General features: G+C 68.9%; 26 protein-coding genes. 10 read left to right on the top strand and 16 right to left on the bottom strand.

Annotated elements, in window-relative coordinates; genetic code table 11:
* Positions 1–23: 23 nt before the first annotated feature.
* The 5 genes from HJG45_RS29555 to HJG45_RS25430 all read right to left on the bottom strand — a co-directional run bounded on the left by HJG45_RS29555 (position 24) and on the right by HJG45_RS25430 (position 5,334).
* Positions 24–869, bottom strand: coding sequence for an HNH endonuclease (locus HJG45_RS29555; RefSeq protein WP_217363040.1), 846 nt, complete (start codon positions 867–869; stop codon positions 24–26).
* An 18-nt stretch (positions 870–887) separates the two neighbouring features.
* Positions 888–3,854 carry a MobF family relaxase gene (mobF, locus tag HJG45_RS25445; RefSeq protein WP_171616361.1) on the bottom strand — a complete coding sequence of 989 codons (2,967 nt, stop codon included), beginning with the start codon at positions 3,852–3,854 and terminating at the stop codon, positions 888–890.
* 2 nt (positions 3,855–3,856) lie between these two features.
* Positions 3,857–4,138 carry a hypothetical protein gene (locus HJG45_RS25440; RefSeq protein ID WP_171616359.1) on the bottom strand — a complete coding sequence of 94 codons (282 nt, stop codon included), beginning with the start codon at positions 4,136–4,138 and terminating at the stop codon, positions 3,857–3,859.
* Between the two features lie 224 nt (positions 4,139–4,362).
* Entirely contained in the window at positions 4,363–4,998 is a 636-nt protein-coding gene (locus HJG45_RS25435) for an EcsC family protein (RefSeq protein WP_171616357.1), read from the bottom strand.
* Between the two features lie 87 nt (positions 4,999–5,085).
* Positions 5,086–5,334, bottom strand: a complete 249-nt coding sequence (locus tag HJG45_RS25430) for a hypothetical protein (RefSeq protein ID WP_171616355.1) — start codon at positions 5,332–5,334, stop codon at positions 5,086–5,088.
* A 49-nt stretch (positions 5,335–5,383) separates the two neighbouring features.
* Between HJG45_RS25430 and HJG45_RS25425 the strand changes: the two genes are divergently transcribed.
* On the top strand, positions 5,384–5,620 hold the full coding sequence (locus HJG45_RS25425) for a hypothetical protein (RefSeq protein ID WP_171616353.1): 237 nt from the start codon (positions 5,384–5,386) through the stop codon (positions 5,618–5,620).
* Here HJG45_RS25425 and HJG45_RS25420 read toward each other — a convergent pair.
* The 4 genes from HJG45_RS25420 to HJG45_RS25405 form a co-directional block, all read right to left on the bottom strand.
* Entirely contained in the window at positions 5,606–6,097 is a 492-nt protein-coding gene (locus HJG45_RS25420; RefSeq protein WP_171616352.1) for a thermonuclease family protein, read from the bottom strand. The genes HJG45_RS25425 and HJG45_RS25420 overlap by 15 nt on opposite strands.
* 4 nt (positions 6,098–6,101) lie before the next feature.
* Positions 6,102–6,467 carry a hypothetical protein gene (locus HJG45_RS25415; protein WP_171616349.1) on the bottom strand — a complete coding sequence of 122 codons (366 nt, stop codon included), beginning with the start codon at positions 6,465–6,467 and terminating at the stop codon, positions 6,102–6,104.
* Positions 6,468–6,502: 35 nt separating this feature from the next.
* On the bottom strand, positions 6,503–6,841 hold the full coding sequence (locus tag HJG45_RS25410; RefSeq protein ID WP_171616347.1) for a hypothetical protein: 339 nt from the start codon (positions 6,839–6,841) through the stop codon (positions 6,503–6,505).
* Between the two features lie 633 nt (positions 6,842–7,474).
* Positions 7,475–7,657 (bottom strand): hypothetical protein, encoded by a 183-nt coding sequence (locus HJG45_RS25405; RefSeq protein ID WP_171616345.1) that lies wholly within the window; start codon positions 7,655–7,657, stop codon positions 7,475–7,477.
* A gap of 376 nt (positions 7,658–8,033) precedes the next feature.
* Between HJG45_RS25405 and HJG45_RS25400 the strand changes: the two genes are divergently transcribed.
* The 7 genes from HJG45_RS25400 (at position 8,034) to HJG45_RS25370 (ending at position 17,431) form a co-directional block, all read left to right on the top strand.
* Positions 8,034–10,121: a TonB-dependent siderophore receptor gene (locus HJG45_RS25400; protein ID WP_254452785.1), complete on the top strand. Its 2,088-nt coding sequence runs from the start codon at positions 8,034–8,036 to the stop codon at positions 10,119–10,121.
* 228 nt (positions 10,122–10,349) lie between these two features.
* Positions 10,350–11,072 (top strand): lysophospholipid acyltransferase family protein, encoded by a 723-nt coding sequence (locus HJG45_RS25395; RefSeq protein WP_171616343.1) that lies wholly within the window; start codon positions 10,350–10,352, stop codon positions 11,070–11,072.
* 73 nt (positions 11,073–11,145) lie between these two features.
* Complete coding sequence (locus tag HJG45_RS25390) at positions 11,146–12,519, top strand: 3-deoxy-D-manno-octulosonic acid transferase (protein WP_171616341.1); 1,374 nt, start codon at positions 11,146–11,148, stop codon at positions 12,517–12,519.
* A gap of 71 nt (positions 12,520–12,590) precedes the next feature.
* Positions 12,591–13,580 carry a tetraacyldisaccharide 4'-kinase gene (gene lpxK, locus HJG45_RS25385; RefSeq protein WP_171616339.1) on the top strand — a complete coding sequence of 330 codons (990 nt, stop codon included), beginning with the start codon at positions 12,591–12,593 and terminating at the stop codon, positions 13,578–13,580.
* 21 nt (positions 13,581–13,601) lie between these two features.
* Positions 13,602–14,540 (top strand): lysophospholipid acyltransferase family protein, encoded by a 939-nt coding sequence (locus HJG45_RS25380; protein WP_171616337.1) that lies wholly within the window; start codon positions 13,602–13,604, stop codon positions 14,538–14,540.
* A 396-nt stretch (positions 14,541–14,936) separates the two neighbouring features.
* Positions 14,937–16,775 (top strand): multicopper oxidase family protein, encoded by a 1,839-nt coding sequence (locus tag HJG45_RS25375; protein WP_171616335.1) that lies wholly within the window; start codon positions 14,937–14,939, stop codon positions 16,773–16,775.
* 56 nt (positions 16,776–16,831) lie between these two features.
* Complete coding sequence (locus HJG45_RS25370; RefSeq protein ID WP_171616333.1) at positions 16,832–17,431, top strand: SCO family protein; 600 nt, start codon at positions 16,832–16,834, stop codon at positions 17,429–17,431.
* Positions 17,432–17,596: 165 nt separating this feature from the next.
* Here the strand turns inward: HJG45_RS25370 and HJG45_RS25365 are convergent, their stop codons facing one another.
* The 3 genes from HJG45_RS25365 to HJG45_RS25355 are packed head-to-tail and all read right to left on the bottom strand — an operon-like array spanning position 17,597 to position 19,409.
* Complete coding sequence (locus tag HJG45_RS25365; RefSeq protein WP_171616331.1) at positions 17,597–18,409, bottom strand: type II secretion system protein GspK; 813 nt, start codon at positions 18,407–18,409, stop codon at positions 17,597–17,599.
* Positions 18,406–18,993 (bottom strand): prepilin-type N-terminal cleavage/methylation domain-containing protein, encoded by a 588-nt coding sequence (locus HJG45_RS25360; protein WP_171616329.1) that lies wholly within the window; start codon positions 18,991–18,993, stop codon positions 18,406–18,408. The genes HJG45_RS25365 and HJG45_RS25360 overlap by 4 nt, the downstream gene beginning before the upstream one ends.
* On the bottom strand, positions 18,990–19,409 hold the full coding sequence (locus HJG45_RS25355) for a prepilin-type N-terminal cleavage/methylation domain-containing protein (RefSeq protein ID WP_171616327.1): 420 nt from the start codon (positions 19,407–19,409) through the stop codon (positions 18,990–18,992). The genes HJG45_RS25360 and HJG45_RS25355 overlap by 4 nt, the downstream gene beginning before the upstream one ends.
* Positions 19,410–19,634: 225 nt before the next feature.
* On the opposite strand from HJG45_RS25355, the gene HJG45_RS25350 reads away from it, so the two are divergent.
* A complete protein-coding gene (locus HJG45_RS25350) occupies positions 19,635–19,967 on the top strand; it encodes a hypothetical protein (protein WP_171616325.1) in 333 nt (110 codons plus the stop codon).
* Between the two features lie 7 nt (positions 19,968–19,974).
* Entirely contained in the window at positions 19,975–20,394 is a 420-nt protein-coding gene (locus HJG45_RS25345) for a Tfp pilus assembly protein FimT/FimU (RefSeq protein WP_171616323.1), read from the top strand.
* A gap of 10 nt (positions 20,395–20,404) precedes the next feature.
* Here the strand turns inward: HJG45_RS25345 and HJG45_RS25340 are convergent, their stop codons facing one another.
* The 4 genes from HJG45_RS25340 to gspD all read right to left on the bottom strand — a co-directional run bounded on the left by HJG45_RS25340 (position 20,405) and on the right by gspD (position 26,160).
* Positions 20,405–21,625 (bottom strand): type II secretion system F family protein, encoded by a 1,221-nt coding sequence (locus HJG45_RS25340; protein WP_171616321.1) that lies wholly within the window; start codon positions 21,623–21,625, stop codon positions 20,405–20,407.
* A 3-nt stretch (positions 21,626–21,628) separates the two neighbouring features.
* A complete protein-coding gene (locus HJG45_RS25335) occupies positions 21,629–23,332 on the bottom strand; it encodes a GspE/PulE family protein (protein ID WP_171616319.1) in 1,704 nt (567 codons plus the stop codon).
* Complete coding sequence (locus HJG45_RS25330; RefSeq protein WP_171616317.1) at positions 23,329–23,745, bottom strand: lytic transglycosylase domain-containing protein; 417 nt, start codon at positions 23,743–23,745, stop codon at positions 23,329–23,331. Before HJG45_RS25330 ends, HJG45_RS25335 begins: the two co-directional genes overlap by 4 nt.
* A gap of 108 nt (positions 23,746–23,853) precedes the next feature.
* Positions 23,854–26,160, bottom strand: a complete 2,307-nt coding sequence (gene gspD, locus HJG45_RS25325) for a type II secretion system secretin GspD (protein ID WP_171616315.1) — start codon at positions 26,158–26,160, stop codon at positions 23,854–23,856.
* Between the last annotated feature and the right edge of the window lie 139 nt (positions 26,161–26,299).

Raw genomic sequence — 26,299 nt, 5'->3', positions numbered from 1 at the left:
GCTTGGTGACGCGGCGGGGTGCCTTAAAGTAAAAGGCCGCGTTCTTGTGCGTATGCTACCGGGTTTTTTGCACCTTTGCGCAAATTGCAATCTCTGCATAGTAGCTGGATATTGCTAATATCATTTGATCCGCCAAGAATTAATGGCATGATGTGATCAATGTGATATCCCGCAAAAAACTTTGTTTTGCAGTAAATGCATTTGTTTCCCTGCTTATGACGCAGATTGGCAATTTGCTTCGCTGTATATGATCCGCCAGCAGCGCGTTCTCGCTTACGCCTGTTCGCTTGCCGGGCTTGGTATGCTTCTTTGTTTTTTTCTCGCCAGCGTTTCGCTATGGCTCTGTATGTGGGCCGATTTCTATCTCTCACCCTCCGAACCATAGCTAGGTATTTTTCTTTGTTATTATCCCTGTATCTCTTAGCCGCAGCGTTATACTGCTCGCGCTTTTCGGCGTAGACACGTTTGCGTTTAGCTTTTGCTTCGGCGGACTGGTGGTGGTTTTTATTCGCCGTTGTCTGGCATACTTTACAACGGTTGGTTTTGGTAGACCTTTGGCATATATGCCCCTGTGCGCAGGGCTGGCCTGTAAAGAACAGAGGTAAGTTGTTTTTCTCTGCCTCCTGCCGAGACACAAGGGGGCCGGAATGCATAACGACGCTTGGGAACTTAGGAGGATTTCGGGTCGGCAGACCGCCTTGTTTCTTTCTATAATAATCACTATTGCATTCAACGCACCCGTGATCCTTTGAATAGCGAGCTGCAATATGACCTTGCCTGCACGGAATGCCAGTAAAGTATTTGGTCAGACCTAGCTTTAAGGCATCTTCCTTAGTTGCAGGCAAATCGTGTAATGTAGTCTCAGGCACCAGCGCTCCATGACAGCGTTAGATGTTCAGGGTCGTTTGGCGGTGAGACGTCATTCGACCCGTTTTGATGCCATATTGTAAAGAATTTTCGTTCTTATTACAAACGTCATGAGCTCTAAAACCCGCTTTGTGGCTATACTGGCAGTTGGCTTTGATGATCCTCGCTTGCGATGCAGACTTTTCGTTCTCAAATATTCTTGAAGTCGCTTGGAAACTTTGCGCAAAGCCAGATTTTAGCTCCGCAAACTGCTCCAACAGATCGACGGCATTTTCTTTCTTTGGTCTGCGTGAAAGATTAGACGCAACATGGTCCCATATGGCGTCGTCATCGATAGGGTCGTTAATTCCCAAGGGGAGACGGTTTGAAATATCGAGCATCTCGGCCCCTTTCGATACAATAATCCATGACGCCAAGCGGTGGCGGCTCGCTGAAACATAGGCGCGAAACTGATTGACGTTTGATGTCCCGCTAGGAAAGCAGCTAATATGGTTGTCGGACGTCAGTCCTTGGGAAGACTCGACTGTTAAAACCGTGCCATATGCAAGCTTGACCCGTTCCCCGCCGTATTTCAGCGCATCCCACGATACAAAGCCTGTCTTGCCTTTATGGGTCGTTAGATCCAGCCCGGTCTTGTGAACCTTCGTCACGGTCAGGACCGACCCATTCACCCCTAACACAGCGCCTTTCGAGGAACGGGTGACGGCGAACAACCTCACACAATCCCCTTGGGCTATGGATAGCTCATGCTCGGATTCCTGATTGTCGGTCGCCTTTATGAGCGTTTCTTGATATGATATTTCCCCGGTTTCCTGTTTGAGTTTGCGGATCGCCCGACCGATATCCATCGCATCGGCATTCGTCGGGGTGGAAAGCGTAGCGTCCGGCATGGTCATGGCGAGTTGGGCAATGCGGGCGATGGCTTCCGCCCTGTCGCCTTCGACAAGTTCGGCAGTGCCGTCCTCGCGTTTGAGCTTGATCGCGTCTCCCGCCTTTCCGTCACGAAAGAGACCGGCGATTTTCTTCTCCCGCTCGGTCTTCTGGCGAATGTTGATTAGCAGCTGGGGGATGGCTTCTGGCATCGCGCGTTGCAGCAGGTCAATCACACTACCTGCCGCTATGCTTTGAGCTTGAAGGTGGTCCCCTATCGCCGCGATCTTGAAGCCGTAGCGTTGCTGGAGCCTCAAGAGCTTGAGTAGATGGACTGTCCCGATCTGGCTTAACTCGTCGATCACGATCACGGCGTTTCGGTCGATGGCGATCTTGCCTTTCTCAAGCCGATTGATGAGGGGATCGAGGGCGTAGGTCTCGTCCATCTCCATCCGGCGCGCGATCTTCCATGACAGGGCGGTGCCGATGACCTTCATCTTCCGCCGTCTCCATGCGGAAGTGAGGACCGACATCAGTGCGCTTTTCCCCGCGCCAGCCGAACCGATGGCGACCGCGAACTCTCCCCCGGTGCCGATCGCGTTCATGACCTCGCGCTGTGCCATGCCTTCAGGGGTCGTGAAATCGAGCCCGTCCGTGCATTGATCGATCTCCGCCACGGTGAGCGCGCGGGACAGGTCAGCAGCGCGGGCGCGGGTCCGGTCGATGACCTCCAGCTCCTGGCCGATATGGAGCGCGGTGGTGACCTTCACCCTGCCGTCCTGCTCGGTCCAGACCAGATCGGTCTGGGCGCCGTCCTGCTCGATGCCGTGCTGGACGAGCATCTTCGATACCGTTTTCAACTCCTCCAGCGCCTTGAGGCCCCATTTGATGGCGCCGCGCACGACCTGCAGCGTGACCTCGCTGCCGCTCAGAACCGCTTTGCGATCGAGGATGGACGACAGCAGGGGGAGGGCGGTCTGCCGCACCGCTTCGCGCCTGGTGTCGTCGTCCAGGCTGGCCTGTGGACCCTCGATCACCGTTTCATGGGCCCAGCCCAAGCCGGCGGCTTGCTCCTGCCAGGACTGGAAATCGGCGAGGTCGTCGGTCTTGGCCTTTCTCGACGCCTTGGCGCCGCCCTTGAGGAACTTGACCCGGTCGTCCTGCGACATCGCGTCCCAGTCGAGGCCGCGCCGCCCGGCTTCCTCCCGCGCCGCGCCTTCGGCATCGCGGGTCCGCTTGGAGAATTCGGCGCAGATTTCCTTCGGGATGGCGGGCAGGACGGCGTAACGCTTTTCGTCGCAGAGATCGACCCGCACCCCCATGGCGCGGAGATTGTCGGCCAGCAGGGCCTGATAAATCGCGCCGTAGAGATGGATGTTGGGCGCCAGCAAGCCCTGGTTGATCGACACGACCTTGCCGCTATCGGTCACCATGACATTCGGGATGATGTTGTGGCTGTGGACGTTCGGGTCGCCGGCCTGCCGCACGGTGTAAAGCTCGGTCCCCATGACGCCCGTGACCGGGTCGGGCCGGGTGATGGTGGCTGTCGGCCTGGCGGTGAAATGCTCGATGCTGATCCAGGCCAGCTTCGCCGGCTCCGTGGTCATCTGCCCATTGGCGCCGACGCGGCCATGCCCGATTTCGCGCTCGATGTGCCGGAGCACGGCGTCCCTGGCGTCGAGATGGCACTGCATCAGGGATGCGCGCTCGGCCTCCGTCTCGGCGAAGGCCCATGCTAGGCTGAACGACTTCGGCGCGGAGAAGCACAGATCCATCCCCGCCAGCTTGATCCGGTCCTCCTTCCCCTCTTGCTTGTATCGCCTGACCTTGCGTGATGATCCGGGCAGGTCTTTGCCGTCCGTCCTTCGACCGGAGAGGATCGCCGTGAGTTGCTTGTGGCTGACAACCTGACCGGGGGTGAGGCCCAGCACATCGGCAAGGGCAGGGTCCATGTCGAGGCGGGCGCGGGCGACCGAACTTCCCCCCGGTCCCTCCGGCTGGCCCGCGTAGTAGGCACCCAAGGCTTGATGTTTGTCGTCGAGCGTCTGTTCAAACAGATGATCGGTAAGCGCAACTGCCGCTGACAACGCCCCGGCTGCGATGTCGCGGAACGTCAACACTAGGGGCCAAGGCCGGTCACTACCATGACCTCGTTCGCGGTGTCCTTGGGTAGGGTGTCGAGGAGGCGTTTCACGCTGTCGATGCGGTCATCCACCGAAGCGATCCAGTCCTGAATGGCGTTATCCGGCTCGCGGTTAAGGTTTTCGTTCATCGTGTTCAGCCCCTCTTTGATCGAGAGGAGGGATGGATGGATCATGTCGCGCATGATGCTGATTAGAGCCTTTTGCTCTTTCCGCATCTCCGTGACGATCTCGAAAACCTCCGCCAGCTTGTCCGGCATTTTTCACTTCCTTAAAACAGCGCGCAGCGCTGTAGTGGTCTGTCAGCACTTCCGCTTAAACAGCTTCGGAGCAGAATAGCTTCACGAAGCGGTTCAACAAAGCGGGAAATGCTGCACGGCGCAAAAAAGGAGCGCATCGGTTCAATGCGGCGGTTCTGCGCCGGGTCAAAACTCAATTCGGGGTTGGGGCTTAAAGCGGGGAGGGGGGTAAGGAGCGTTCTGCTTTAAGCCTGTCGAAGTAGCAGGATCGCTGCTTTCCCCGTGGCGTTCGTCCCGACGGCGTTGATGGTGCCGCCAATAACCCCACCTGCGATCGGGACGAGCTTCACCAAGTTAATAACGCCTTTCGTTCCGAATTTTGTTACCAAGCGATATCCGATGAGTCGGTTAACCCGGAGTAGGACATGGCCCGGAAGTCTAGTCAAAGCCGCCATCGCTGTTTTATTGCCGATTGTGACGCCAGTCTTGCTTACCGCCCCGATCGCGCCGCCGCCGAGAAGGCTATAAAAGGCAATGGTGCGGACGACTTCGTCCCTCGGATCATGCCCATAGAGGGACGCGATAGCTGCCACCATGCGGAGCTGCACGTACCAAAGACTCGTCATATCGGCCGGTAAGGTGACTGGCATGGCAATGAGACCAGGAAGGCCTGTGGCAAACCCCGTGGCACCGGTCTTTGCTGCTTGCCAGCGGATCAGCGACGCAACGGCATCGTCGACACTGACATGCTTTCGGCGATACTGATCCGCAAGTTCCTCGGCGGTGGCCTGCATCCCTTTGGCAGAGCCTATAGCGGTGTCATAGAGCGTATTCAGGCTTTGAAGAGCGCTATTCTGGAGCCAGTTCGTTCCGGCGCTCATTGATGTCCTCCCGCCTGATGGCCGGTACGATTTCAGCGGGTACGATGCAGAGTTGCAATCAAGATTTTTAGCGGTGCACTTCCCCGCTTACCCCTCTGGCATCCGGTAAGGCGCCGGCAACGTGCGTGTGTCGAGCCAGGCGTCGATGATCCGGATAAGGGCATCCACCGAACCGAAGCTGCCGCGCTCCATGGGATGGCCATGGAGATGAAAGCCGAACACCGTCTCCTTCTCGTTGGCCTCGATCGGCACGTCGCGGTACCGGCGCGTCGGACCGCCCCAGGGTCCGATGTCGGCAGAGGTGGTCACGGCATGGGGACTCGAAGGATCGCTCATGCGGCGAGCCTAGCGGAAACCCCCGCTTGTGTTCCACATTTGTTCGCGCATGTCCCGCCACCTGGACGGCTCGCCGAAACCCGTCGATCAGCTCTGGCACCGCCAGAACGAGTGGCTGCACGTTCGATGCAAGGCCTGTAACCGAAGCGCCGCGCTGCATATCGGCGCGCTCGCCCTGCAGCATCAGCTCGCGGCGCAGACCAGGCTTTACGAGGTGATCGACCGGCTGCGATGCATGAAGTGCGGTGGGAAGGCGACGACCCTGGGCGTGTCAACGCGGCGCTGAACCGCGCCGGCACAGGTTATGCGTCAGCCGCCAGTCCCATGGGGAGACCGCTGGATCGCCCCAGAGCCCCCGCTCGTCGTGCTGCGCGTCGATTTGGGCTGCCAGGTAGGCCGGGTCGTTGGTGTGCCGGATGTCCGCCCATGCCAGTCCGGCCTTGATGAGGGCCTTCGATACGTCCTGACCCTGGACGGTGATGTCAGCCACCGATCGCTTCCAGCTGCGCCCGACTGGCCGCACGTCGACCACTTTGCCGACGATCATGCGGCGGGTGAACGCGGTGGCCTGGGCGCTGTAGGGCTGCGGATCGAAGCATGGCGGGGTTTCAGGGGTGTCCGCCACGTGCAGGCGCAGCGTGATGCGGTCACCGGACGCGGTAATAGCCTTGCAGGTGTCCCCGTCGTGACACGAAACCACCCGCGCCGGAAAAGCATGGGCCGGCGTGGATAGCAGGAGCAAGGCGAGAACGAGACGCTTCATGGCTTCAGCCGATCGCTGGTCCGAACCGTGTAATCCGCTCCGGGAAAATGCCTGGTCCAGTATTCGCGGTCGGCCTGTGTCGGTTCCGGCGCGCTAACTGGCACGATGCCCTGGCCATTGAAAGGCCAAGGATCTTTCCTTCGGCCATGTGCAAGCCCATGTTCCGGCGCGGCACTTCCGGGGCTTCGGACATGAGGCGGAGATAGGCTTCCAGGAGATAATCGGCGGCGGCGAAGCGAATGTCCTGCTTGCGCTCAGCGGGATAGCTCTCCCGGTAATCGAGATGATCCAGCACCTCGCGGATCATGTCCGGCGGCGTTTTGGCGCGCAGCTTGGATCGGCTGCTTTTCTGGATTTTAAGTCGGGACATCTTTTAGTTCTAAATCAAATCGAATGGCGAAGCAATCACCGGCCGCGCTCATGATCCGGCGTCACCCGTGCCAGCCATTCGGCATAAAAGTCATGGCCGCCGCAGTGCCTTGCCAAACGGCGAAATGCATCCTCTATAGCCGCCTCCTCCTCACGCATTTTCTTGTCGAGAGCCGCCTTCTGGTCCAGGCCCCATTTCCTTTGCCGCTCTTTCGGGGACGGGGCGTCTTTCGGCCAGAACTCCGAAGGCAGGTCCCAGATCGTTCGCAAGCCAATAGTAACGGTGTGGAACATATCGGCGATCTGCCGCTCGGTCTCTGACGGGCCTGGCTGGGCCGGTCCGCTGTTCCGCTGATCGTTGGCCTTGCTCACCATGATGCACCTCCAGCCAGCGTCATACGCCAGCTACGCTGGACAACTCATGGACTTACGCCGCAGCAAAAATAGGGAGTGCTCCCCCCTTCCATTCCTCTCTCTGCAGAGAGGAAACGGTGAACATCGTGGGAACAATGGTGTTTTCCACCAAGGCAACATCCAACGATTTCAAAGCGTTGGAACGGGGGCAGATTCTTGGTAAGGGAGAGGTCGAGAGTTCAATCCTCTCTGGCAGCACCATCCGGATCGCCCGTTCTGCCCCGGTGATCCGCCCGCCCCTACCCCATGATCAAGGCCAGAGCGGCCGCCGTGACGTAGAGCGCGGCAAAGCTTCGCATGAGCATGTTGGTCATCGCGTCCGAGACCGTGGGCGCGGCGCGGATTGCCAGCCATTCAGATTATTTTTTTAACATTACTATGTTGATTTGGCGTCGCTCGGCAGCCTGCGCCGACATCCGCGGCGTTCAAAATATCCTATATCGCAACGAGACCGCTGTCCGGCCAGGCCCGCGACCGGAGTTGCAGCAATCCGTCACCAACAAGGGCAGGTCCCGCCCGCGCGCTCCCCGTGTTCGTGCCGCGCTGCGGCACAAGCCCTTGCGTCACAGGAGCTGGTCCATCCTCCGGGCCGCATTAATCATCAGGACCGCCACGCGTCCGATCCGTGACACCCGGCGGATCGGGATAGAGGTCCGAAGGCACCTTCGCTTCAGGGTTCCGGGTGGTGCCGCCCTGCTGCACCTTGTCCGCGGTGGTCTTGGAGGCCGGATCCGCGGTGTTCATCCGCTCCTCGGCTCCCTTCGGTGGCTCGGCCATGGGCCGCCTCCTCTCGCATGCCTGCCCGTCGAACGCCGATGCGCGGCGAAGGCTCCGGCCCGCCTGCCGGCTGTGGTGCCGGGGCCACATGATCGCGGCTAGGCAACGTCACAGGCCGCCAACCTCCCTTCACAATGAGATTGCGTCGCATTAGCAAGTTGCCACCGATTGGACAGGCCAAGGAGTTGGAGCGTTGAGGCGAGTTGCGGCGCGGGACGGCATCCGGACCAGGTTCCGTCCCCTGGGAGTTGCCATCCTTTCGACCCTGGCCGCGGGGCCCGCCCTGGCCCAGGCCACGGGCAATGCGCCCCCGGCCGCCGAAGCCTCCGCCTCCGATCCGGCGGCCGCGTCCGGCTCGGCCATCGAGCTGCCGCAGATGGACGTCCAGGCGACCGCCTGGCGCTCCTGGCAGCCGGTCTCCGGCTATGTCGCCCCGGTCACCACCACCGGCTCCAAGACCGATACGCCGCTGATCGAGGCGCCGCAATCGCTCGGCGTCGTCACCCGCGACCAGATCGACGACCAGGGGGCGCTCAGCGTCTCGCAGGCGCTGCGCTACACCGCGGGCGTGCTGCCTGAGGTTCGGCCGAGCGCGCGCTATGACAGCGTCTTCGTACGCGGCTTCGGCGGCCAGGGCACCGGCGCCGCCTATGTCAACTTCCTCGACGGGTTGCGCCAGGGCCGCGGCCTCTATTACGGCGTGCCGAACACCGATCCCTGGCTGCTCGAGCGCATCGAGGTGCTGCGCGGCCCGGCCTCGGTGCTCTATGGCCAGACCGGCGCCGGCGGCATCGTGAACCTCGTCAGCCGCCGCCCGACGGCGACGCCGGTGAACGAGGTGCGGCTCGAGGCCGGCTCCTACGGCCTCGCCCAGGCGGCCTTCGATTTCGGCGGGCCGCTCACCGAGGACGGCAAATTCCTCTACCGGCTGACCGGCATCGGCCGCACCGCCAACACGCAGTTCGACTTCAGCGACGAGAAGCGCATCGCCATCGCGCCCGCCCTGACCTGGCGGCCGACCGACAACACCTCCATCACCTTCCTCTCCTCCTACCAGTACGATCCCTACGGCGGCTTCTACAATTTCGTCCCGGCCGTCGGCACGGTGCTGCCCAGCCCCTATGGGCGGCTGCGGTCCAATTTCTTCGGCGGCGATCCCAACTACAACAAGTACGAGCGCACCCAGGCGGCGATCGGCTACCAGTTCGAGCACCGGGTCGACAACGTCTGGACCGTGCGGCAGAACTTCCGCTACTCCTACGTCGATTCCGAGTTCAACGTCCTCTCGGTCGGCGCCATCGGGGCGGATGGCCGCACCGGCGCGCGCCGCGCCACCTTCTCGAAGGACCACGCGAACTCCTTCGCGCTGGACAATCAGGCGCAGGCCACCTTCACCACCGGGGCGTTGCAGCACACGGCGCTGTTCGGCCTCGACTGGCAGCGCACCTCGGCGCGCGGGCGGATCACCACCGTCTCGGCCGGCATACCGAGCCTCAACATCTTCGCGCCGGTCTACTACCGCACCATCCCGCCCATCTACAGCTCGCTCGCCGACAAGACGAACCAGGAGCTCGACCAGCTCGGCCTCTACGCCCAGGACCAGATCGCCTATGGCCGCTGGCGGTTCAATGTCGGGCTTCGCTACGACCATGCGACGCAGGGCACCACCACCCATCTGGTGAGCGGCGCCAATGCGGGGCAGCAGTCGCAGGTGGATGACGAGGTGACCTGGCGCGCCGGGCTGCTCTACCTGTTCGACAACGGCATCGCGCCCTATGCCAGCTACTCCACCTCCTTCCTGCCGAACTCCGGCACCTCCGCCCCGCAGCGCGGCGCCACGCCCTTCGCGCCGACCACAGGCGAGCAGTTCGAGGTCGGCGTGAAGTACCAGCCGCCCGGGATCAACAGCTTCATCCAGCTCGCCGGCTACCAGATCACGCAGCAGAACGTGCTGACGCCCGACCCCATCTACACCACCTTCAGCCAGCCGACCGGCGAGATCCGCTCGCGCGGCATCGAGTTCGAGGGGCGGGCCAGCCTCAACGACAACCTCGACCTCATCGGCACCTACACCTACATCGATGCCGAGATCACCAAGTCGAGCACCGCGAACGTCTCGGGCAACCGGGTGCCGCAGGTGCCGAACCACGTCGCCAGCGGCTGGGCCAATTACCGCTTCACCGAGGGCCTGCTGCGCGGCCTCGAGCTCGGCGGCGGCGTCCGCTATGTCGGCTCGAGCTACGGCAACGACGTCAACACCTTCAAGGTGAACGACGTCACCCTCTTCGACGCCGCGATCCGCTACGACATCGGCGCCCGCCTCGACCTGCCCACCAGGCTGGAGTTGACGGTGAACATGCAGAACCTCGGCGACCGCGAATACGTCGCCAGCTGCTCCTCCGCCACCGCCTGCTACTTCGGCCTGCGCCGCCTGATCATCGGGGGCCTGCGCGTGCGCTGGTGAGGACGCGCCGGGCGGGCGCCTGACCGGAGCCATGGCGCGGCGGCCCCGCCCGGGCCTCGGCCCGGCGCGTTGTCGTGCGGCCCGGCCGGCGCCGCGGCCATGCGCGCCTGCCCCGAGGGAGGGCACACGGGAGAACCCAGGGGCCGGGGGAGGAGGGGCCGGCGCGCCGCCGCTGTTCCCGCGCCCCGGACCATGCTACCCGCCGGCACCCGTCATGTGTGCGCATCCATGTTCCGGCGGCTGATCCGCTCCGCCGCCGCCCAGGCCCTCTTCGCCAGGGCGCTCGGCCTCTATCTCGCCTGCGTCTACCGCACCACGCGCTGGACCCTGGTGGGGGATGCGGCGCTGCGCGCGGCCTTCCGCGACGCCGCCGGGGCGCCCCGCACCGTCATCGCCGCCTTCTGGCACGAGCGGCTGCCGATGATGCCCATGCTCTGGCAGCGGGCCCGGGCCTCGGTGCCGGAGCTCGCGGGCCAGCGGGCGCATGTCCTCGTCTCCCGGCACCGCGACGGCCGCTTCATCGGCGAGGTGGTGCGGCGCTTCGACCTCGAGATGGTGCATGCCTCGACCCGCCGCGGCGGCGCGACGGGCCTGCGCGTGCTGCTGCGGGTGCTGGCGCGGCGCGACCTGGTGGTGATCACGCCGGACGGGCCGCGCGGGCCGCGGCGAGTGGCGGCGCCCGGCGTGGCGCAGCTCGCCGCCGTCTCCGGCCTGCCGGTGCTGCCCTGCGCCGCCCGCACCACCCGCGTGCGCATCCTGCCGAGCTGGGACCGCATGGTCCTGCCGCTGCCCTTCGCCCGTGGCGTGCTGGTGGTGCATCCGGCCGTGGCGGTGGACCGGGCCGATCCGCTCGCCGCCCTGCCGGCGATCGAGGCGGCGCTCTCGGCCGCCTGCGCCGAGGCCGATGCCTGGGCCGCCGCGCCCGCCGCGCGCCAGGCCGTCCCGGCATGAGGGCGCGGTGCCGGTGCCGGGGCCCGCGCGCTGGGCAGGCCGCCGCGATCCGGCCGCCGCGCCGCGGGGCGGCATGAGCCAAGCCCGACAGCCGGAGGCCGGCCTCGCCCTGTGGCGGCTGGCCACGCGCCTCGCCGCGCCGGTGCTCGCCCTGCACCTGCGGCGCCGCGCCCGCCGCGGCAAGGAGGTGCCGGCCCGACTCGGCGAGCGGCGAGGGGAGGGGGCGGCGCGGCCCCCCGGCCGGCTGCTCTGGCTGCATGCCGCGAGCGTCGGCGAGACCCTCTCCGTCGTGCCGCTGCTGGAGGCGTTGGCGGAGCGCGCGCCCGATCTGCGCCTGCTGGTCACCACCGGCACCGTCACCGCCGCCGGGTTGCTGGCACAGCGCCTGCCGGATGCGCTGGGCGGACGATTGCTGCACCGCTTCCTGCCGCTCGACGTGCCGGGCTGGGTGGCGCGCTTCCTCGCGGACTGGCGGCCGGATTGCGGCGTGCTGGTGGAATCCGAGCTCTGGCCGAACCTGATCACGGCCGCCGCGGCGCGCGGAGTGCCGCTCGCCTTGGTCAATGCCCGCTTCAGCGCCCGCTCGGCGCGGCGCTGGCGCCTGGCGCCGGGCCTTGCGCGGCGGCTGCTCGGGGCCTTCCGGCTGGTCACGGCGCAGACCGAGGCGGATGCGGCGCGGCTCCGCGCCTGCGGCGCGCCGGAGGTGCTCTGCCTCGGCAACCTGAAGGATGCGGCGCCGCCGCTGCCGGCCGAGCCGACGGCGCTCGCCGCGCTCGGGGCGGCGATCGGCGATCGGCCGGTCCTGCTCGCCGCCAGCACCCAGCCGGGGGAGGAGGCGCTGATGGCGGCGGCGCATGAGCGCCTGCTCGCGGCGCATCCTGACTTGCTGACGATCATCGTCCCGCGGCATCCGGAGCGCGGGGCCGCCATCGCCACGGCGCTCGAGGCCGCGCCGGCGCAGCGGCCCGTCGCGCGCCGCGGCGCCGGCGCGCTGCCCGGGCCGGACACCGCTTTCTACGTCGCCGACACGCTGGGCGAGCTCGGCCTCTTCTACCGCCTTGCCCGGATCTGCCTCGTCGGCGGCTCGCTGGTGCCGCATGGCGGGCAGAACCCGCGCGAACCGGCGCGGCTCGGCTGCCCGATCCTGCTCGGCCCGCATACCTGGAATTTCGAGGAGGTGGTGGGACGGTTGCTCGCCGCCGGCGGGGCGGCGCAGGTCGTGCCCAACCCGGCGGCGCTGGCCGCCGCGGCCGGGGCCGTGCTATCCGATCCGACCCGGGGGCGGGCCATGGCCCAGGCGGCGGCCGCGGCCCTGGCCCCGGAAGCCGGCCTGCCGGGGCATCTCGCGGCGCTGCTGCTCGGGCTCCTGCCTGCAGCCAGGGAGGTGAATGCCGCGTTCCCCCATCTTGCCGAGCCCACGGCGACCGCTGGGCGGGAGCGGGGTTGAGGCCGGGGCCGCGCCGGCGCCCCAATGGCGTCCCGCTGGCCCGGCGACACGAGGAGGCTGATCGAGGCCCGATGCGCGCCCCCGATTTCTGGACCAGAGACGGCCATGGGCTGCTGCCCCTGCTGCTCTCGCCCGTCGCGGCGCTTTACGGCGCGGCGACCGCGCGGCGGATGCGGCAGCCGTCCTGGACCGCGCCGGTGCCGGTGCTCTGCTGCGGCAACGCCACGGCGGGCGGGGCCGGCAAGACCACCGTCGCGCTCGATCTCGGCCGGCGTCTCGCCCGGCGCGGCGTCGGCCTGCATTTCCTGCTGCGCGGCTATGGCGGCCGGCTGAAGGGGCCGGTGCGGGTCGATCCGCAGAGCCATGACAGCCAGGCGGTGGGCGACGAGGCGCTGCTGCTCGCCGCCGAGCGGCCGGCCTGGATCTCGGCCGACCGGGCCGAGGGGGCGCGGGCGGCGGTGGCGGCCGGGGCGCAATGCATCGTCATGGATGACGGGCTGCAGAACCCGACGCTGGCGAAGGACCTCTCGCTGCTCATCGTCGACGGGCCCTACGGCTTCGGCAACGGGCGCATCATCCCGGCCGGGCCGCTGCGCGAGCCGCCCGCGGCCGCGGCGGCGCGCTGCCGCGCCGTGGTGCTGATCGGCGAGGACGAGACCGGCGCCCTGGCGCGGCTGCCGCCGCGCATGCCGGTGCTGCGGGCCCGGCTGAAGCCGGGGCCGGAGGCCGAGCTGCTCGCCGGACAGCCGGTCTATGCCTTCTGCGGCATCGCCAACCCGCGCAAATTCTTTGCCACCTTGCAGGAGGCCGGCGCGGTGCTGGCCGGGCGGATGCCCTTCGCCGACCACTATCCCTATGACGAGGCGGAGCTGCGCGACATCCTCGCCGAGGCCGAGCGGCTGCGCGCCATCCCGGTGACGACGCGCAAGGATTTCGTGCGCATCCCGCCGGCCTATCGCAACCGGGTGACGGTGGTGACGGTGGCGCTGGAATGGGAGGAGCCGGCCTCGATCGAGGCGCTGCTCGACCCGCTGGCGCAGCGGGTGCCGGTGCCGGCCTGAGGCGCGGCGGCAGGCGGCGATATGGGGGCAGCGGATTCGACAAGGCCGGGCGGCGCCCCGGCCCTCCGGCCCGGCGGCGTGAAGGGGCTGCGGCACGCGCTGGAGCGGGTGGCGGTGGGGCTGGTGTTCCGTCTCGCCCGCTGGCTCGGGCCGCGGCGCTCCTCCGATCTCGGCGCCGCCGTCGCGGGCTGGCTGGGGCCGCTTCTGCCGGTCTCGCGCGTCGCCCTCGGCAACCTGGCCCTCGCCCTGCCGGAGCGCGACGCGGCCGAGCGCCGCCGCATCCTGCGCGGCATGTGGCGCAATCTCGGCCGCACCGTCGGCGAGCTGCCGCATCTCTCGGCGATGCGCTGGGAGTTCACCGGCGCCGAGCATCTGGCGCCGCTCGCCGAGCAGGGCGGGCCGGCCATCATGGTCTCGGCCCATATGGCGAATTGGGAGGTGATCCCGCCGGCCCTGGCGCGGCGCGGGATCCGCGTGGGCAGCGTCTATCGCGCCGCCGACAACCGGGCGGTGGATGCGCTGATCAACGGGCTGCGGGCGCGGGCCGTGCCGGGCGATCCGCTGCCGCTCTTCCCGAAGGGCGCGCAGGGGGCGCGGGCGGCGATGAGGTTCCTCGCCGAGGGCGGCGTGCTCGGCCTGCTGGTGGACCAGAAGCTGAATGACGGCATCGCCGTGCCGCTGCTCGGCCATCTGGCCATGACCGCGCCGGCGCCGGCGCAACTCGCGCTGCGCTTCCGCTGCCCTGTCATCCCCGGCCGCGTCCAGCGGCTCGGCGCCTGCCGCTTCCGCCTCGTCGTCGATCCGCCCCTGGCGCTGCCGGACCTGCCCGACCGGCAGGCGGCGATCCGGGCGTTGACCCTGGCGATCAACGATCGCCTCTCGGCCTGGATCCGCGAGCGGCCGGAGGAATGGCTCTGGCTGCATCGTCGCTGGCCGAAGGAAGCGCGTCCCGGCGGCTGATCCGGCCCCTGTCTCCCGAAGACCCTGGCTGCCCCGGCCTCTGACCCTGGGCACTGCCGGTCTCGCCCGGCTTGGCAGCCCTGGCTTGCGCCCGTCGGCCTGAACGCATTCGCCGTCGCAACATTACGTAAATTTGTGATGAACCAGATCGGAATGTTAATGAATCGATCCGGCTGCCTGTGCGATACGTGTCGAAACGATACAAGAAATACTCCTATGAGCCAAATATAAAACAGTATCGCTTGTCAGAAGAACGTAGAAACGACTCGCCCATGCGTGAATGATTCCAGGCGTAACGCAGTCCCGGGCGCTGTTGGAGCCTCCCTGAAGTGCGTTTTCCACGAGGCGCCGAAAGACACGGCGCCTCCGCAACTTGCTTGTGGAAGGATGCAAAGAATGCCCGATTGGCAGGACAAGCTTGCCGAGATCTCGCAGCGGAACCGCCAGGAGATCGTCCATGCCAAGCTGAGCAAGCGCGAGATGCTGCGCCTCGGCCTGCTCACCTCGAGCGGCACGCTGGCGCTGAAGCTCGGCCTCAGCGCCCGCGCGCTGGCGCAATCCTCCGGTAGCGGAGCGCCGGCCAGCCCGCCGACGCGTCCCTGGGTGGCGCCCCTGCCGATCATCCCGATCAAGCAGACCGTCAAGAACAACAACCCCTATGAGATGAAGGAGGGGCCGCCCGATGGCACCACGCCGATCAATGGCGCGACCCGGCGGATCAACCACCAGTTCTGCACCGCCACGACGGACGATCATGGCGGCTATACCTATGGCGGTCGCTTCGCGCCGGTGAAGTTCTATGAGACCTTCATGAAGCCGAGCAGCGCCAAGTTCCACCCGGACTACTCGCCGACCAATTTCTGGGGCTTCGACGGCATCTATCCCGGGCCCTGCTACATGGCCTATTACGGCGAGCCGATCCTGATCCGGTTCCACAACAACCTGCCCTCGAAAAAAAGCTACAAGGGCTTCGGCATCCCCGAGATCACCACCCATCTCCACAACGGCCACACGCCCTCCGAGAGCGACGGCAACCCGGTCAACTACATCAACTCCAGCAGCGACCCGAACGAGATCAATCCGAAGGGCTTCAAGGATCAGCACTACCCGAATGTCTATGCCGGCTTCACCAGCCGCGGCGACAACCGGGGCGACCCGACCGAGGCGCTGAGCTCGCTCTGGTACCACGACCACCATCTCGACTTCACGGCGCAGAACGTCGTCAAGGGCATGGTCGGCCCCTACCTGCTCTTCGACGACCGTGACACGGGCGACGAGAATACCGGCCTGCGGCTGCCGAGCGGCGAGTTCGACGTGCCGCTGATGTTCGGCGACTTCATCTTCGACAAGAACTGCCAGATGGTCTACGACCTATTCAATTCGGACGGGATCCTCGGCGACAAGTTCTGCGTCAACGGCGCCATCCAGCCCTATTTCAACGTCCGCAACCGCCGCTACCGGTTCCGCCTTTACAACCACGGCCCGGCGCGCTGGTACGAATACGCGCTCTACGACGGCAAGAACTACCTACCCTTCTGGCAGATCTCGAACGACGGCAACCTGCTGCCGAAGGCGTTGCAGCGGACCAGCGTGCGCCTCGCCGTCGCCGAGCGGGCCGACATCATCATCGACTTCAGCAAGATCAACACCAACCGACTCTACCTGGTCAACCGGCTCGAGCAGACGGATGGCCGCGGTCCCAACGGCAACATCCTGAGCCCCGGCACGCCGTTGATGCAGATCAACATCGACAAGAGCCGCACCGTCCCGGACCCGAGCTTCGACTTCAGCAAGGGCACGCAGGTGCTGCGCGAGCTGCCGGACCCCGACTTCGCCAAGCTGATGCAGCGCGCCGCCAAGGCCAAGACTCGCACCTTCCGCTTCGACCGTACCAACGGCGCCTGGGCGGTGAACGGCAAGCTGTTCGACGAGGACCAGGTCGCCGCGCGGATCGACCAGGAGAGCGAGGAGGTCTGGATCATCCAGAACAGCAGCGGCGGCTGGCGGCACCCGGTGCACATGCATTTCGAGGAGCACCGGATCCTCTCGCGCAACGGCGTCGCCACCTCCGCGAGCTCGCCCGAATACGCCCGCAAGGACGTGGTCCCGCTGAACTGGAACGAGGAGGTGAAGATCTTCATGCGCTTCCGCGACATGAAGGGTCGTTACGTCACGCACTGCCACAACGTCATGCACGAGGATTCCGGCATGATGTTCCGCTGGGACATCGTCTGAGGCGGCAACCGGGGACAGGGGCCGGCGGTGCGGCCGGCCCCGACAGGAGATCAGCGATGAACCGGAGAAGTTTCGCCGCCGCGGGCTTGGCGGCGGCCCTGGCGCCGCTCGTCCCGTCGCGGCCGGCCGCGGCGGCGACGCCGAGCAGCCGCGGCGCCGACTACTTCACCAATGCCGTGGTCACCACCCATCGCGGTGAGAAGGCGCGCTTCTATGCCGACCTGATGCAGGGCAGGCGGGTCCTCATCAACTTCGTCTTTGTCGGCTGTACCGATGTTTGCGACAGCGTCACCCAGAACCTGGTCTTGATCCAGGACCTGCTGGGCGACCGGCTGGGGCGCGACGTCTTCATGTACTCGATCACCCTGCAGCCGGATTTCGATACGCCCGAGGTGCTCGACGCCTATGCCGAGCGCTTCGGGATCCGGCCCGGCTGGTCCTTCCTGACCGGCAACCCGGCCGAGATCGACATCCTGCGCCGCCGGCTCGGCTTCGCCGATATCGACCCGAAGCTCGATCTCGACATCTTCCAGCACGCCGCCATGCTGCGGATCGGCGACGAGAGCCTGGACCGCTGGACGATGGCGGCGGCGCTGATGCGGCCGGAGGCGCTGATCAAGGCGATCAACCGCACCATCCCGCCGCCCGGCAGCTGAGCGTCACGGCCTCATGGCAACGCCGTTGATGTCGACACATCAACGGCGCCCATTCATTGTCCCTTGGCGCCGGGCGCGAACCTCCGGCTTGCCTGGGCCTTCGCCGCACTCGCGGCAGCGCCCATTCGGGCGCCCGGCATGAATAAAACATTCATGCCGTTGGCCTCAGCCCGGCGGCAGGCGCTCGCGCGCGAGGATCTCGAAGCGGCGAACCTCGCCGAGATAGTTGGTCCGCACCACCGCCCGCTCGGCGAAGCCGGTGCGCCCGGGGCCGCGCAGCCGCACCTCGATCGCCGCCACGCGCGGCGTGTCGAGCGCGGTGACCCTCGGCGGCAGGCGCTTCGGCGCGCCGAGCGCGGCCAGCACCACCGGGTCGTCGGTCGTCACATCCGGATCGGTGGTGGTGAAGAGCGAGAGATGCGGCCGCAGCCGCGCCAGCAGCGCCGGGGTCATGCCGAGCACCGCGCCGAGCTCGTCGATGCTCTCGAAGGGCAGGCCGGGCGGCGCGTAGTCGCGCCCGGCGGCGGCGTAGCGCGCGGCCTTCGCCTCCGGCGGGGTCGGCCCGTGCGTCACGCTGCGCCAGTCGAGGATCGCCCCGGCCAGCGCCTCGGCCCGCCCGGCATCCAGCCCGACCTGCCGCAGCAGTCCCCGCAGCAGCTCGGGCGGCGCCAGATTCGGGTTCACCTTGCCCGTCTCGTCCCGGATCCGCACCTCCGCCGCCACCTCGCCGAGGCGAAGCCGATGCATCGTCCCGTCCGGCCGCCAGCGCCCGTCCGAGACGTCGAGCAGGGCGAAGATGCCGTGATGCAGCGCCGCCTCCGCCGCCGCTTCGACGGTGGCGCCGTCGAGCAGGTTGGCGAGGCGCTGGCTCTGCTGCCGCGCGGTCGCCGCCAGCATCGTCCCGAGCAGGGCGAGCAGGCCGAGCGCCCAGAGCACGATCAGCAGGGCGAAGCCGTCCTGGCGCGCGCCGCGGCTCACGGCCGGTCGAGTCCCGGCGCCACGACGATGTCCGGCCAGTGGCCGGCGGCGAGGCGCAGCCGCAGGCGCAGCAGCGCCGGCAGGTTCGGCGCCTCCCAGCGTCCCGACCAGCCCTGCCCGGCCTCCCAGAAGGCCAGCTCGAACCCCGCCACGCCGCGCAGGAGCTCGGTCTCGGCGAAGGGCGCGGGGTTCCGGGCGATGGCATGCCGCCAGGGGCGCGTGCGCAGCACCAGGCGCTGCCGCGCATCGAGGAGCAGCAGCGCCTCGACCGGCTGCCCCGGCTGCTCCGGCTGGTCCGGCAGGCGGGTCACGAAGCCGAGCCCGCCGGGCAGCAGGCGGAAGGGCGCCGGCTGCCCCGGCGTGCCCGGATGCGCCTGGGCGACGAGCCCGCGCAGCGCCCGGTCGAGGGCATCGAGCGCATCACCCTCTCCCGCGATCGCCGTCGCCCGGTCCCAGGCCTGCAGACCGAAGCGAAGGCCGCGGCCGAGCCCGGCGACGAGCAGGCCGAGGACCAGCAGCGCCACCAGGATCTCGACCAGGGTGAAGCCGCCCGCCGCCGCCCGGCCCGCGCGGGATGCGGTCACGGCAGCATGGACGCGACCTGCCGCGTCTCCAGCCGCATCGTCCGGCGCGCGCCCGTGCCCGCCGCGCCGTCGGTCCAGGCGAGCTCGACGCTGACGGCATAGAGCACCGTCTGCACCTGCAGCTGCCGCCGCGCCCCGCGCCCGCCGAGCGAGCGCGGCGGCAGGCTGGCGACGGGCTGGACCTGCACCCGCCAGCGGAAGCCGCCGCCGTCATCGCCCTCCTGCGTGCCGGGCTGCAGCGGCGCGCCGTGCAGGGCGAGGGCGAGGCGCGAGCGGGCTCGGGAGAGCGCCTCCTCGGTCCGGGCGGTGGCCTGCAAGCTTTGCAGGCTCGTCGTGCCGGCCTGGGCGAAGGCGCCGAGGGCGATGGCGGCGATGACGAAGGCGATCAGCACCTCGAGCAGCGTGAAGCCTCGCATCGCCGCCCGCCGCCCGGCGCCCCGGCGGGATGGCCGCGGCGATGCCAGGCCGCCAGGCCCGGCGCTGTCGGCACAGGGCTTGTTGATCGCGTTTCCCTGCCGATGGCGCAATGAATGCGCTATCCTCCCGCCCCGGCGCCGGACGTCCCGGCGGAAGGAGAGGCGGGCATGCGGATGGTCCGGGTCCCGGCGGCGGCCCCGATGCGGCGCGGGGTGGGGGCGCGCATGGCGTCCTTGCTCCTGGCGATGCTGGCGGCGGCGATGCCAATGGGCGGCCCGGCACGGGCCGGCGCGCCGACGCCGATCTGCAAGCTGCCGGGCGTGATCGAGCGGATGACCGCCGAACTCGGCGGCAACCCCTATTACACGCGCCTCGACCCACGGCTGATCCTGGAGACGCCGCTGCCGGACCCGCGCCTGGTGCGCTGCACGGTCTGCGCCGATATCCTGCTCTACGACACGGCGCGCTTCGGCGATGCGCCGCTCGGCCGCTGCGAGCCGCGCAGCTTCACGGTGCGGGCGCTGCGCAACGGCTTCGTGCTGGACCCGTCGCGCTAGGCCGCGCATGGCAGCCCCGGCGGCACGGCAGCGGATGGGTGGCTTCACGCTGCTCGAGATGCTCATCGGCCTGACCATCCTCGGCCTCGGCCTGGCCGTGGTCGGGATGCTCGGCCCGGCGCGCAGCCCGCGCCTCGATGCCGAGGCGGCGGCGCGCGAGCTGGCGGGCGCGCTGCAACTCGCCCGGTCACGCGCCATCGCGGAGAACCGTGTCGTCGCGGTGACGCTGGGCGCCGAATCCTACAGCCTGGACGGGGCGCCGCCGCGCCGCCTGCCGGCCGGCCTCGCCGCGGACCGGTCGCGGCTCGCCTTCGCCGGCACCGGCGCCGCCGCCGGCGGCACGGTGCTCGTGCAGGCGGGCGAGCGCCGGCGGCTGCTGCGGGTCGATGCGCTCACCGGCCGGGTGAGCCTCGCCGGGCCGCCCTGAGCGGCGCCGGTCAGCGGGCAAGGTCGTTCAGCCCGAGCATCGCGGTCATCATCGAGACGACGATCCCGGCGACCAGCGCGCCCATCAGCACCGTGATGCCGGGGACCAGCAGGGCGAGCAGGCGCTGCAAGGCCAGCCGCGTGCGTTCCTCATGGATTTCGGCCGCGCGCAGGGCGATCGGGCCGAGCTGGGCATTCTCCTCGCCCAGCCGCAGCAGCTGGATGCCGCGCGAGGGGAAGATGCCGGCCTCGGCCAGCGTCGCGGTCAGGCCGCCGCCGCCGCGGGCGCTGGCGGCCGCCCGGTCCACCGCCTCGACCGCGGCGCGGTTGCCGAGCGTGTCGCGCACCACGCCGAGCGCCGGGATGAGCGCCACGCCGTTGACCAGCAGCGTGCCGAGCACGCGGGTGAAGCGCGCCGCCAGCACCTCCCGCAGCAGCGGCCCGAGCACCGGCAGGCGCAGCAGCAGGCCATCGGCGAGGCGCCGCGGCGCCGGTCGCCGCAGCAGGGCGCGCAGGCCGAGCGTCGTGGCGCCGAGCGCGAGCAACGCCGTCGCGCCGTGGCGGGAGGCGGCGTCGCTGGCATCGATCAGGAATTGCGTGGAGGCGGGCAGGGCGGCGCCGCTCTGCTCGAAGAGCGGGACGAATTGCGGCAGCACCTGGGTCAGCAGCAGCCCGACCGAGAGGGTCGCGGCCGCCAGCAGCAGCGCCGGATAGACCAGGGAGGAGCTGACGGTCGCCGCCAGGCTGCGCTGCCGCTCCAGCAGCTCGGCCAGCCGGGCGAGGCTGGGGGCGAGCTGTCCGCCCGCCTCGCCGGCGCGCACCAGGCCGACATGCAGCGGCGCGAAGCTCTCCGGCTGCCGGGCGAGGGCGGCCGAGAGCGGGCTGCCGTCCCGCACCGCCTCGCGCAGCGCGCCGACCACGCGGCGGACGCGCTCGTTCGGCGCCTCCTCCTGCGCGTGGCGCAGGGCGCGGTCGAGATCCTGCCCGGCGCCGAGCATGGTCGAGAGCTCGAGGATGAGGTCGGCCACCTCCGTCCGCCGCAGCCCGCGCCGGCCGCGCAGCTCGAGGCGAAGCAGCGCCGCGATCCCGCCCGTGCCCTCCGGCTCCGCCCGCAGCGGCGCGCAGCCCTCGCCCTGCAGGCGATGCGCGACCTCGGCCGCCGTCGCCGCCTCCATCAGCCCGCTGCGGCGCTCGCCACCGGGCCCGATCGCAAGGTAGCGGAAGCGCGGCACGGCTCAGCCATCCGCCCGTACGCTGCGCACCACGTCCTCGATGGTCGTCACGCCGGCGAGCGCCGCGGCGATGCCGGCCTCCAGCAGGCTCTGCATCCCGCCCGCGGCGGCGGCCCGCTCGATCGCCGCCTGGTCCTGCCGGGCGAAGACCAGGCGCTCGATGTCCGGCGTCATCTCGAGGAATTCGGCGATGGCGGCGCGGCCGCGATAGCCGGTCTGCCGGCAGGCGGGGCAGCCCACGGGCTGGCGCAGCACCACCTCGGCGCCCTCGCAGCGGCGGTCCAACCCGAAGCGGCGCACCAGCTCGGGCGGCGCCGCGACCGGCCGGCTGCACTCCTGGCAGAGGCGGCGCACCAGGCGCTGCGCCAGCACGCCGCGCAGCACGGCGGTGAGCAGGTAGTCCTCCACCCCCATGTCGCGCAGCCGCGTCACCGCCGCGGCGGCCGAGTTGGTGTGCAGGGTCGAGAGCACGAGATGCCCGGTCAGCGCCGCCTGCACCGCGATCTGCGCCGTCTCGCCGTCGCGGATCTCGCCCACCATGATCACGTCCGGGTCCTGGCGCAGGATGGAGCGCAGCAGGGCGGCGAAGCCGAGGCCGATCTGCGCATGCACCTGGATCTGGTTGATGCCGGGAAGCTGGTACTCGATCGGGTCCTCGACGGTGACGACCTTGCGGCTGACGGCATTCAGCGCGGTCAGGCCGGTATAGAGCGTGGTCGTCTTGCCGCTGCCGGTCGGGCCGGTGACGAGGACGATGCCGTTCGGCAGCTCCAGCCCGGCGCGGAAGCGGGCGATGATATCGGGGGAGAGGCCGAGGCGGGGAAAGTCGAGCGCGACGGCGCCGCGGTCGAGGATGCGCAGCACCACGATCTCGCCATGCAGGGAGGGGATGGTGGAGACGCGGAAATCCACCTCCTGCCCGCGCACCGCCAGCTTGATGCGGCCGTCCTGCGGCAGGCGCCGCTCGCCAATGTCGAGCCGCGCCATGATCTTGATGCGCGAGGTGATGGCGGCGGCGAGGCCGGACGGCGGGCTGTCGGCCTCCTGCAGCATCCCGTCATGCCGGGTGCGGATGCGCAGCCGGTCCTCGAAGGGCTCGATATGGATGTCGGAGGCGCCGGTCTCGACGGCGCGGGTGAGCATGGCGTTGACCAGGCGGATGACCGGCGCCTCGCTCGCCAGGTCCTTCAGCCGCTCGGTATCCGCCTCCAGCGGCGCCTCGCCGGCGAGCGCGCCCTCCGTCGCCGCCGCTTCCGGATAGAGGCGGTTCAGCGCCGCCTCCAGCTCGATCGGGACGGCGACCTCGACGCGCACCGGATGGGCGCTGGCCAGCCCGACCGAGGCCGGGGTGAAGCGGTCCAGCGGATCGGCGAGGGCCAGCACCAGCACCCCGTCCTCGATGGCCAGCGGCAGGGCGCGGACATGCCGGAGGAAGCGGGCCGAGAGGCGCTCCGGCAGGACCGGCTCGGCGGCCGGGTAGCGGTCGGGCCCGGCGAGCGGCAGGCCGAGCAGCGCCGCATAGGCCTCGGCCAGGCCGCGCTCGGAGACGAGGCCGAGCTGCAGCAGCGTGGTGTCCAGCCGCTGCCCGGCCTCCTCGGCGACGCGCCGCGCCCGGTCCAGCGCCCGCGCCTCGCAATGCCCGGCGGCGAGCAGCAGGCCGGCCAGCGGATCGCCGGCCCCGGCCTCGGCGGGGAAGGTGGCGCTCATCGCGTCCCCGGCCGGACGGTAAACATCACCCGCGCCGCGTCGAGCACCTTGGCCTGGTAGCCGAGATTGCGCGTCGGCGTGTGCGAGTGGTAGTTGCCGACCGCGCGCAGCAGGTCACCGCCGGTCTCGTCGAGATAGTTGCGCATCACCATCCCCGCCGCGGCGATGTTGAAGCAGGCATCGTGCAGCAGGCGCGCCCTGACCTCGGCGGCCGGCAGGCCGGTGATGCGGGTGATCGGCGCGATCCAGATCGTGTTGATCTGCATGAGGCCGAGATCTTCCGTGCCGTTGCGGTTGCCCCGGGCCAGCCCGACGCGGCCGCCCTCCACCGCCTGGATCGCCGGCAGCACGCGCGGCGGCAGGTGGTAGAAGCTGGCGGTCAGGGCCATGCAGGCGAGGAAGGGGACCGGCATCCTGGGCGCCTCGACCGCAGCGCCGCCGGCGCTGCCCTGAGATGTTCCGCAATGGAATATAACTTATAGAAGATCAGTATCAGCCTTGGAACGGAATTCTGGTTCCCGTCAGCGCTCGAGCTGCTGCCGGACCCGCTGCCGCAGCCTCTCTCCCGGATCGGGCGAGCCGGAGAGCGGCAGGGCGTTGAGCCGGTCCGGCACCGCGGCGGCGTTGATGAGCTGCTCCCGCAGATCCTCGGTCAGGGCGCGCGCGCCGCGCTGGTCCTGGATGACCCGCGGGGTGACCATGATCAGCAGCTCGGTCCGCTGCCGGCCGTTGTCCTGCTGCCCGGCGAGCGCGCCGAGCACCGGCACGTCCTTCAGCCAGGGGATGCCCTGGTTGGCGATGTTGACGTTGTCGCGGATCAGCCCTGCGAGGCCGACCGTCTGGCCGTCCTGCACCACGACGCGGGAGACGACGCTGCGCTCCTGGAAGGTGGGCGAGTTGATGCCCGGCGTGGTGACGGTGCGCGCGACGTCGCTGACATTCTGCGCGATGTCGAGCGTCACCAGCCCGCCGCTGTTGACCCGCGGCGTGATCTCGATGATCACGCCGGTCTGCTGGTAGTTGATCGAGCTGATGACCGGCGCATTGGCGCTGAGCGTGCTCTGCGAGGTCTGGCTGAGATAGGGCACGACGTCGCCCACCTGCAGGCGGGCGGTCTGGTTGTCGACCACCATGAGCTGCGGCGAGGAGAGGACGTTGACGGTGGTGACGTTCTGCAGCGCGCTGATGGCGAAGGGCACGCCGGTCGCCCTGTTGCCGCTCAGGATGAAGCCGGGCAGGGTGGTGTTGAAGGCGATCTGCGCCGGGTTGAAGGCCGCCGTCGCCGAGCTCAGCACGCCGTTCAGCCCGCCCGACTGGAAGAAGAATTGCGTGCCGTATTGCAGCGAATCGTTCAGCGTGACCTCGGCGATCACGGCGTCGATGCGCACCTGCAGCGGCAGGATGTCCACCTTGCGCAGCATCGCCTCGACCGTGTCGGCCTCGCGCGGCGTCGCGTAGTAGAGCAGCGCGTTGTTCTGCGTGTCGGGGATGATGCGCAGCGTGTTAGGATCGGTCTCCGTGCCGCTGGAATCGAGCGGGCCGAGCAGCGGGTTGCTGGCCGCGCCGGCCGCCGCCTGGCCCTGCGGCAGGGTCAGGCCGCCGGCGCCGAGCCCGCCGCCGCCCGCCTGGCCGCCGATGCCGCCGCCGCCGAGCGTGTTGCCGCCGGGATTGCCCGCCCCGGAGAGGCCCGCGCCGCCGAGGCTGCCCTGCGTCGCCCGGCCGGCGGAGCCGAGGCCGGTATTCGTGCCCGCATTCGCATTGGCCGGCGAGAAGCCGGCGCCGGTATTGCCGAGGCTGCCGGCGCCCGCCCGCAGCAGCCGGGTCGGCTGCGCCGTCACGCTGTTCGGGGTGAAGGCCTGCTGCAGCAGGTAGGCGACGTCGCTGGCGGTGCCGTTCTGCAGGTAGTGGACGCGCCAGCTGCGCGTGTGCTGCCGCCGGGCGCGGTCGACCAGGCCGTAGATCCGGCGCGCCTCCTCGATCAGCCGCGGCTGCTGCGCGACGACGAGCACGGCATTGGCGCGCGCCATCGGCACCACCCGCACCAGCCCGCCGCCGGCCGCGCTGCCCGGGCCGCGCAGCGCCTCCTGCATCGCGGTGGCGAGGTCCTTCACCTCGCCGGCGCCGACCGGCAGCAGGGCGTAGGACTGGCCGGCGAGCATGTCGATGTCGAAGCTGCGGACCAGGCCGACCAGGCTGTCGCGCGCCTGCGGGTCGCCGCCGATCAGCAGCGCGTTGCGTCCGGGATCGGCGATGATCCGGTTGCCGTCGCCGGCATAGGGCTGCAGCACCTTGGCCAGCTCCTCGGCCGAGGCGTGGCGCAGCGGCACGACGACGCTGCCGGCCAGCCCCTCGCCGCCGCTCGCCGCCGCGGCCTGGGCGGCCGGCAGGACGCGGTAGAGCGCGCCCGACTGCACCAGCGTGGCGCCGTTCTGCGCCAGCAGCGCCTGCAGCGTCGGCAGGAGTTGCGCGCGGGTCAGGGGCCGCGCCGTGCGGAAGCTGGCGGCGCCGCGCACCGCCGGGTCGATCGTGTAGTTGACGCGGAGGATGCCGCCGAGGATCTGCGCCGTGACCTCGCGGATATCGGTATCGGCGAAGTCGAGCGAGATGTCGCCCGTCTCCGTCCCGGCCGGTGGGGGAGGCTGGCCGGGCGTTGCCGGCGCGCCGAAGGCGAGCTGCGGCGCGCCGGGCGCCTCAGGCGTGCCGATGACGCCGTCGCGCCGCGGCGCCGCGGCGGGCGAGGGCGGCAGGCGGTCCCTCTGGGTGACGATGGCAGGACCGGGCGCGGGCGCGCAGCCGGCGACGAGGAGGAGCAGAAGCCAGCGCCGCATCAGGACCGCGCCCGCCCCTCAACGGCCGCGGGCGGCACCGGGTGGCGGGGATGCGGCCCGGCTCCGGCCGGGTGCCTGCGGGCGCTGCGAGGGGAGATGGAGGGCATCGGCGGGCCTGGCAAAATGATGCTTTTTTGAA

Origin of the sequence: Roseicella sp. DB1501 (genome assembly GCF_013112485.1) — a bacterium.
GTDB lineage: Bacteria > Pseudomonadota > Alphaproteobacteria > Acetobacterales > Acetobacteraceae > Paracraurococcus.
This window is presented reverse-complemented; position numbering and strand designations above follow the sequence as displayed.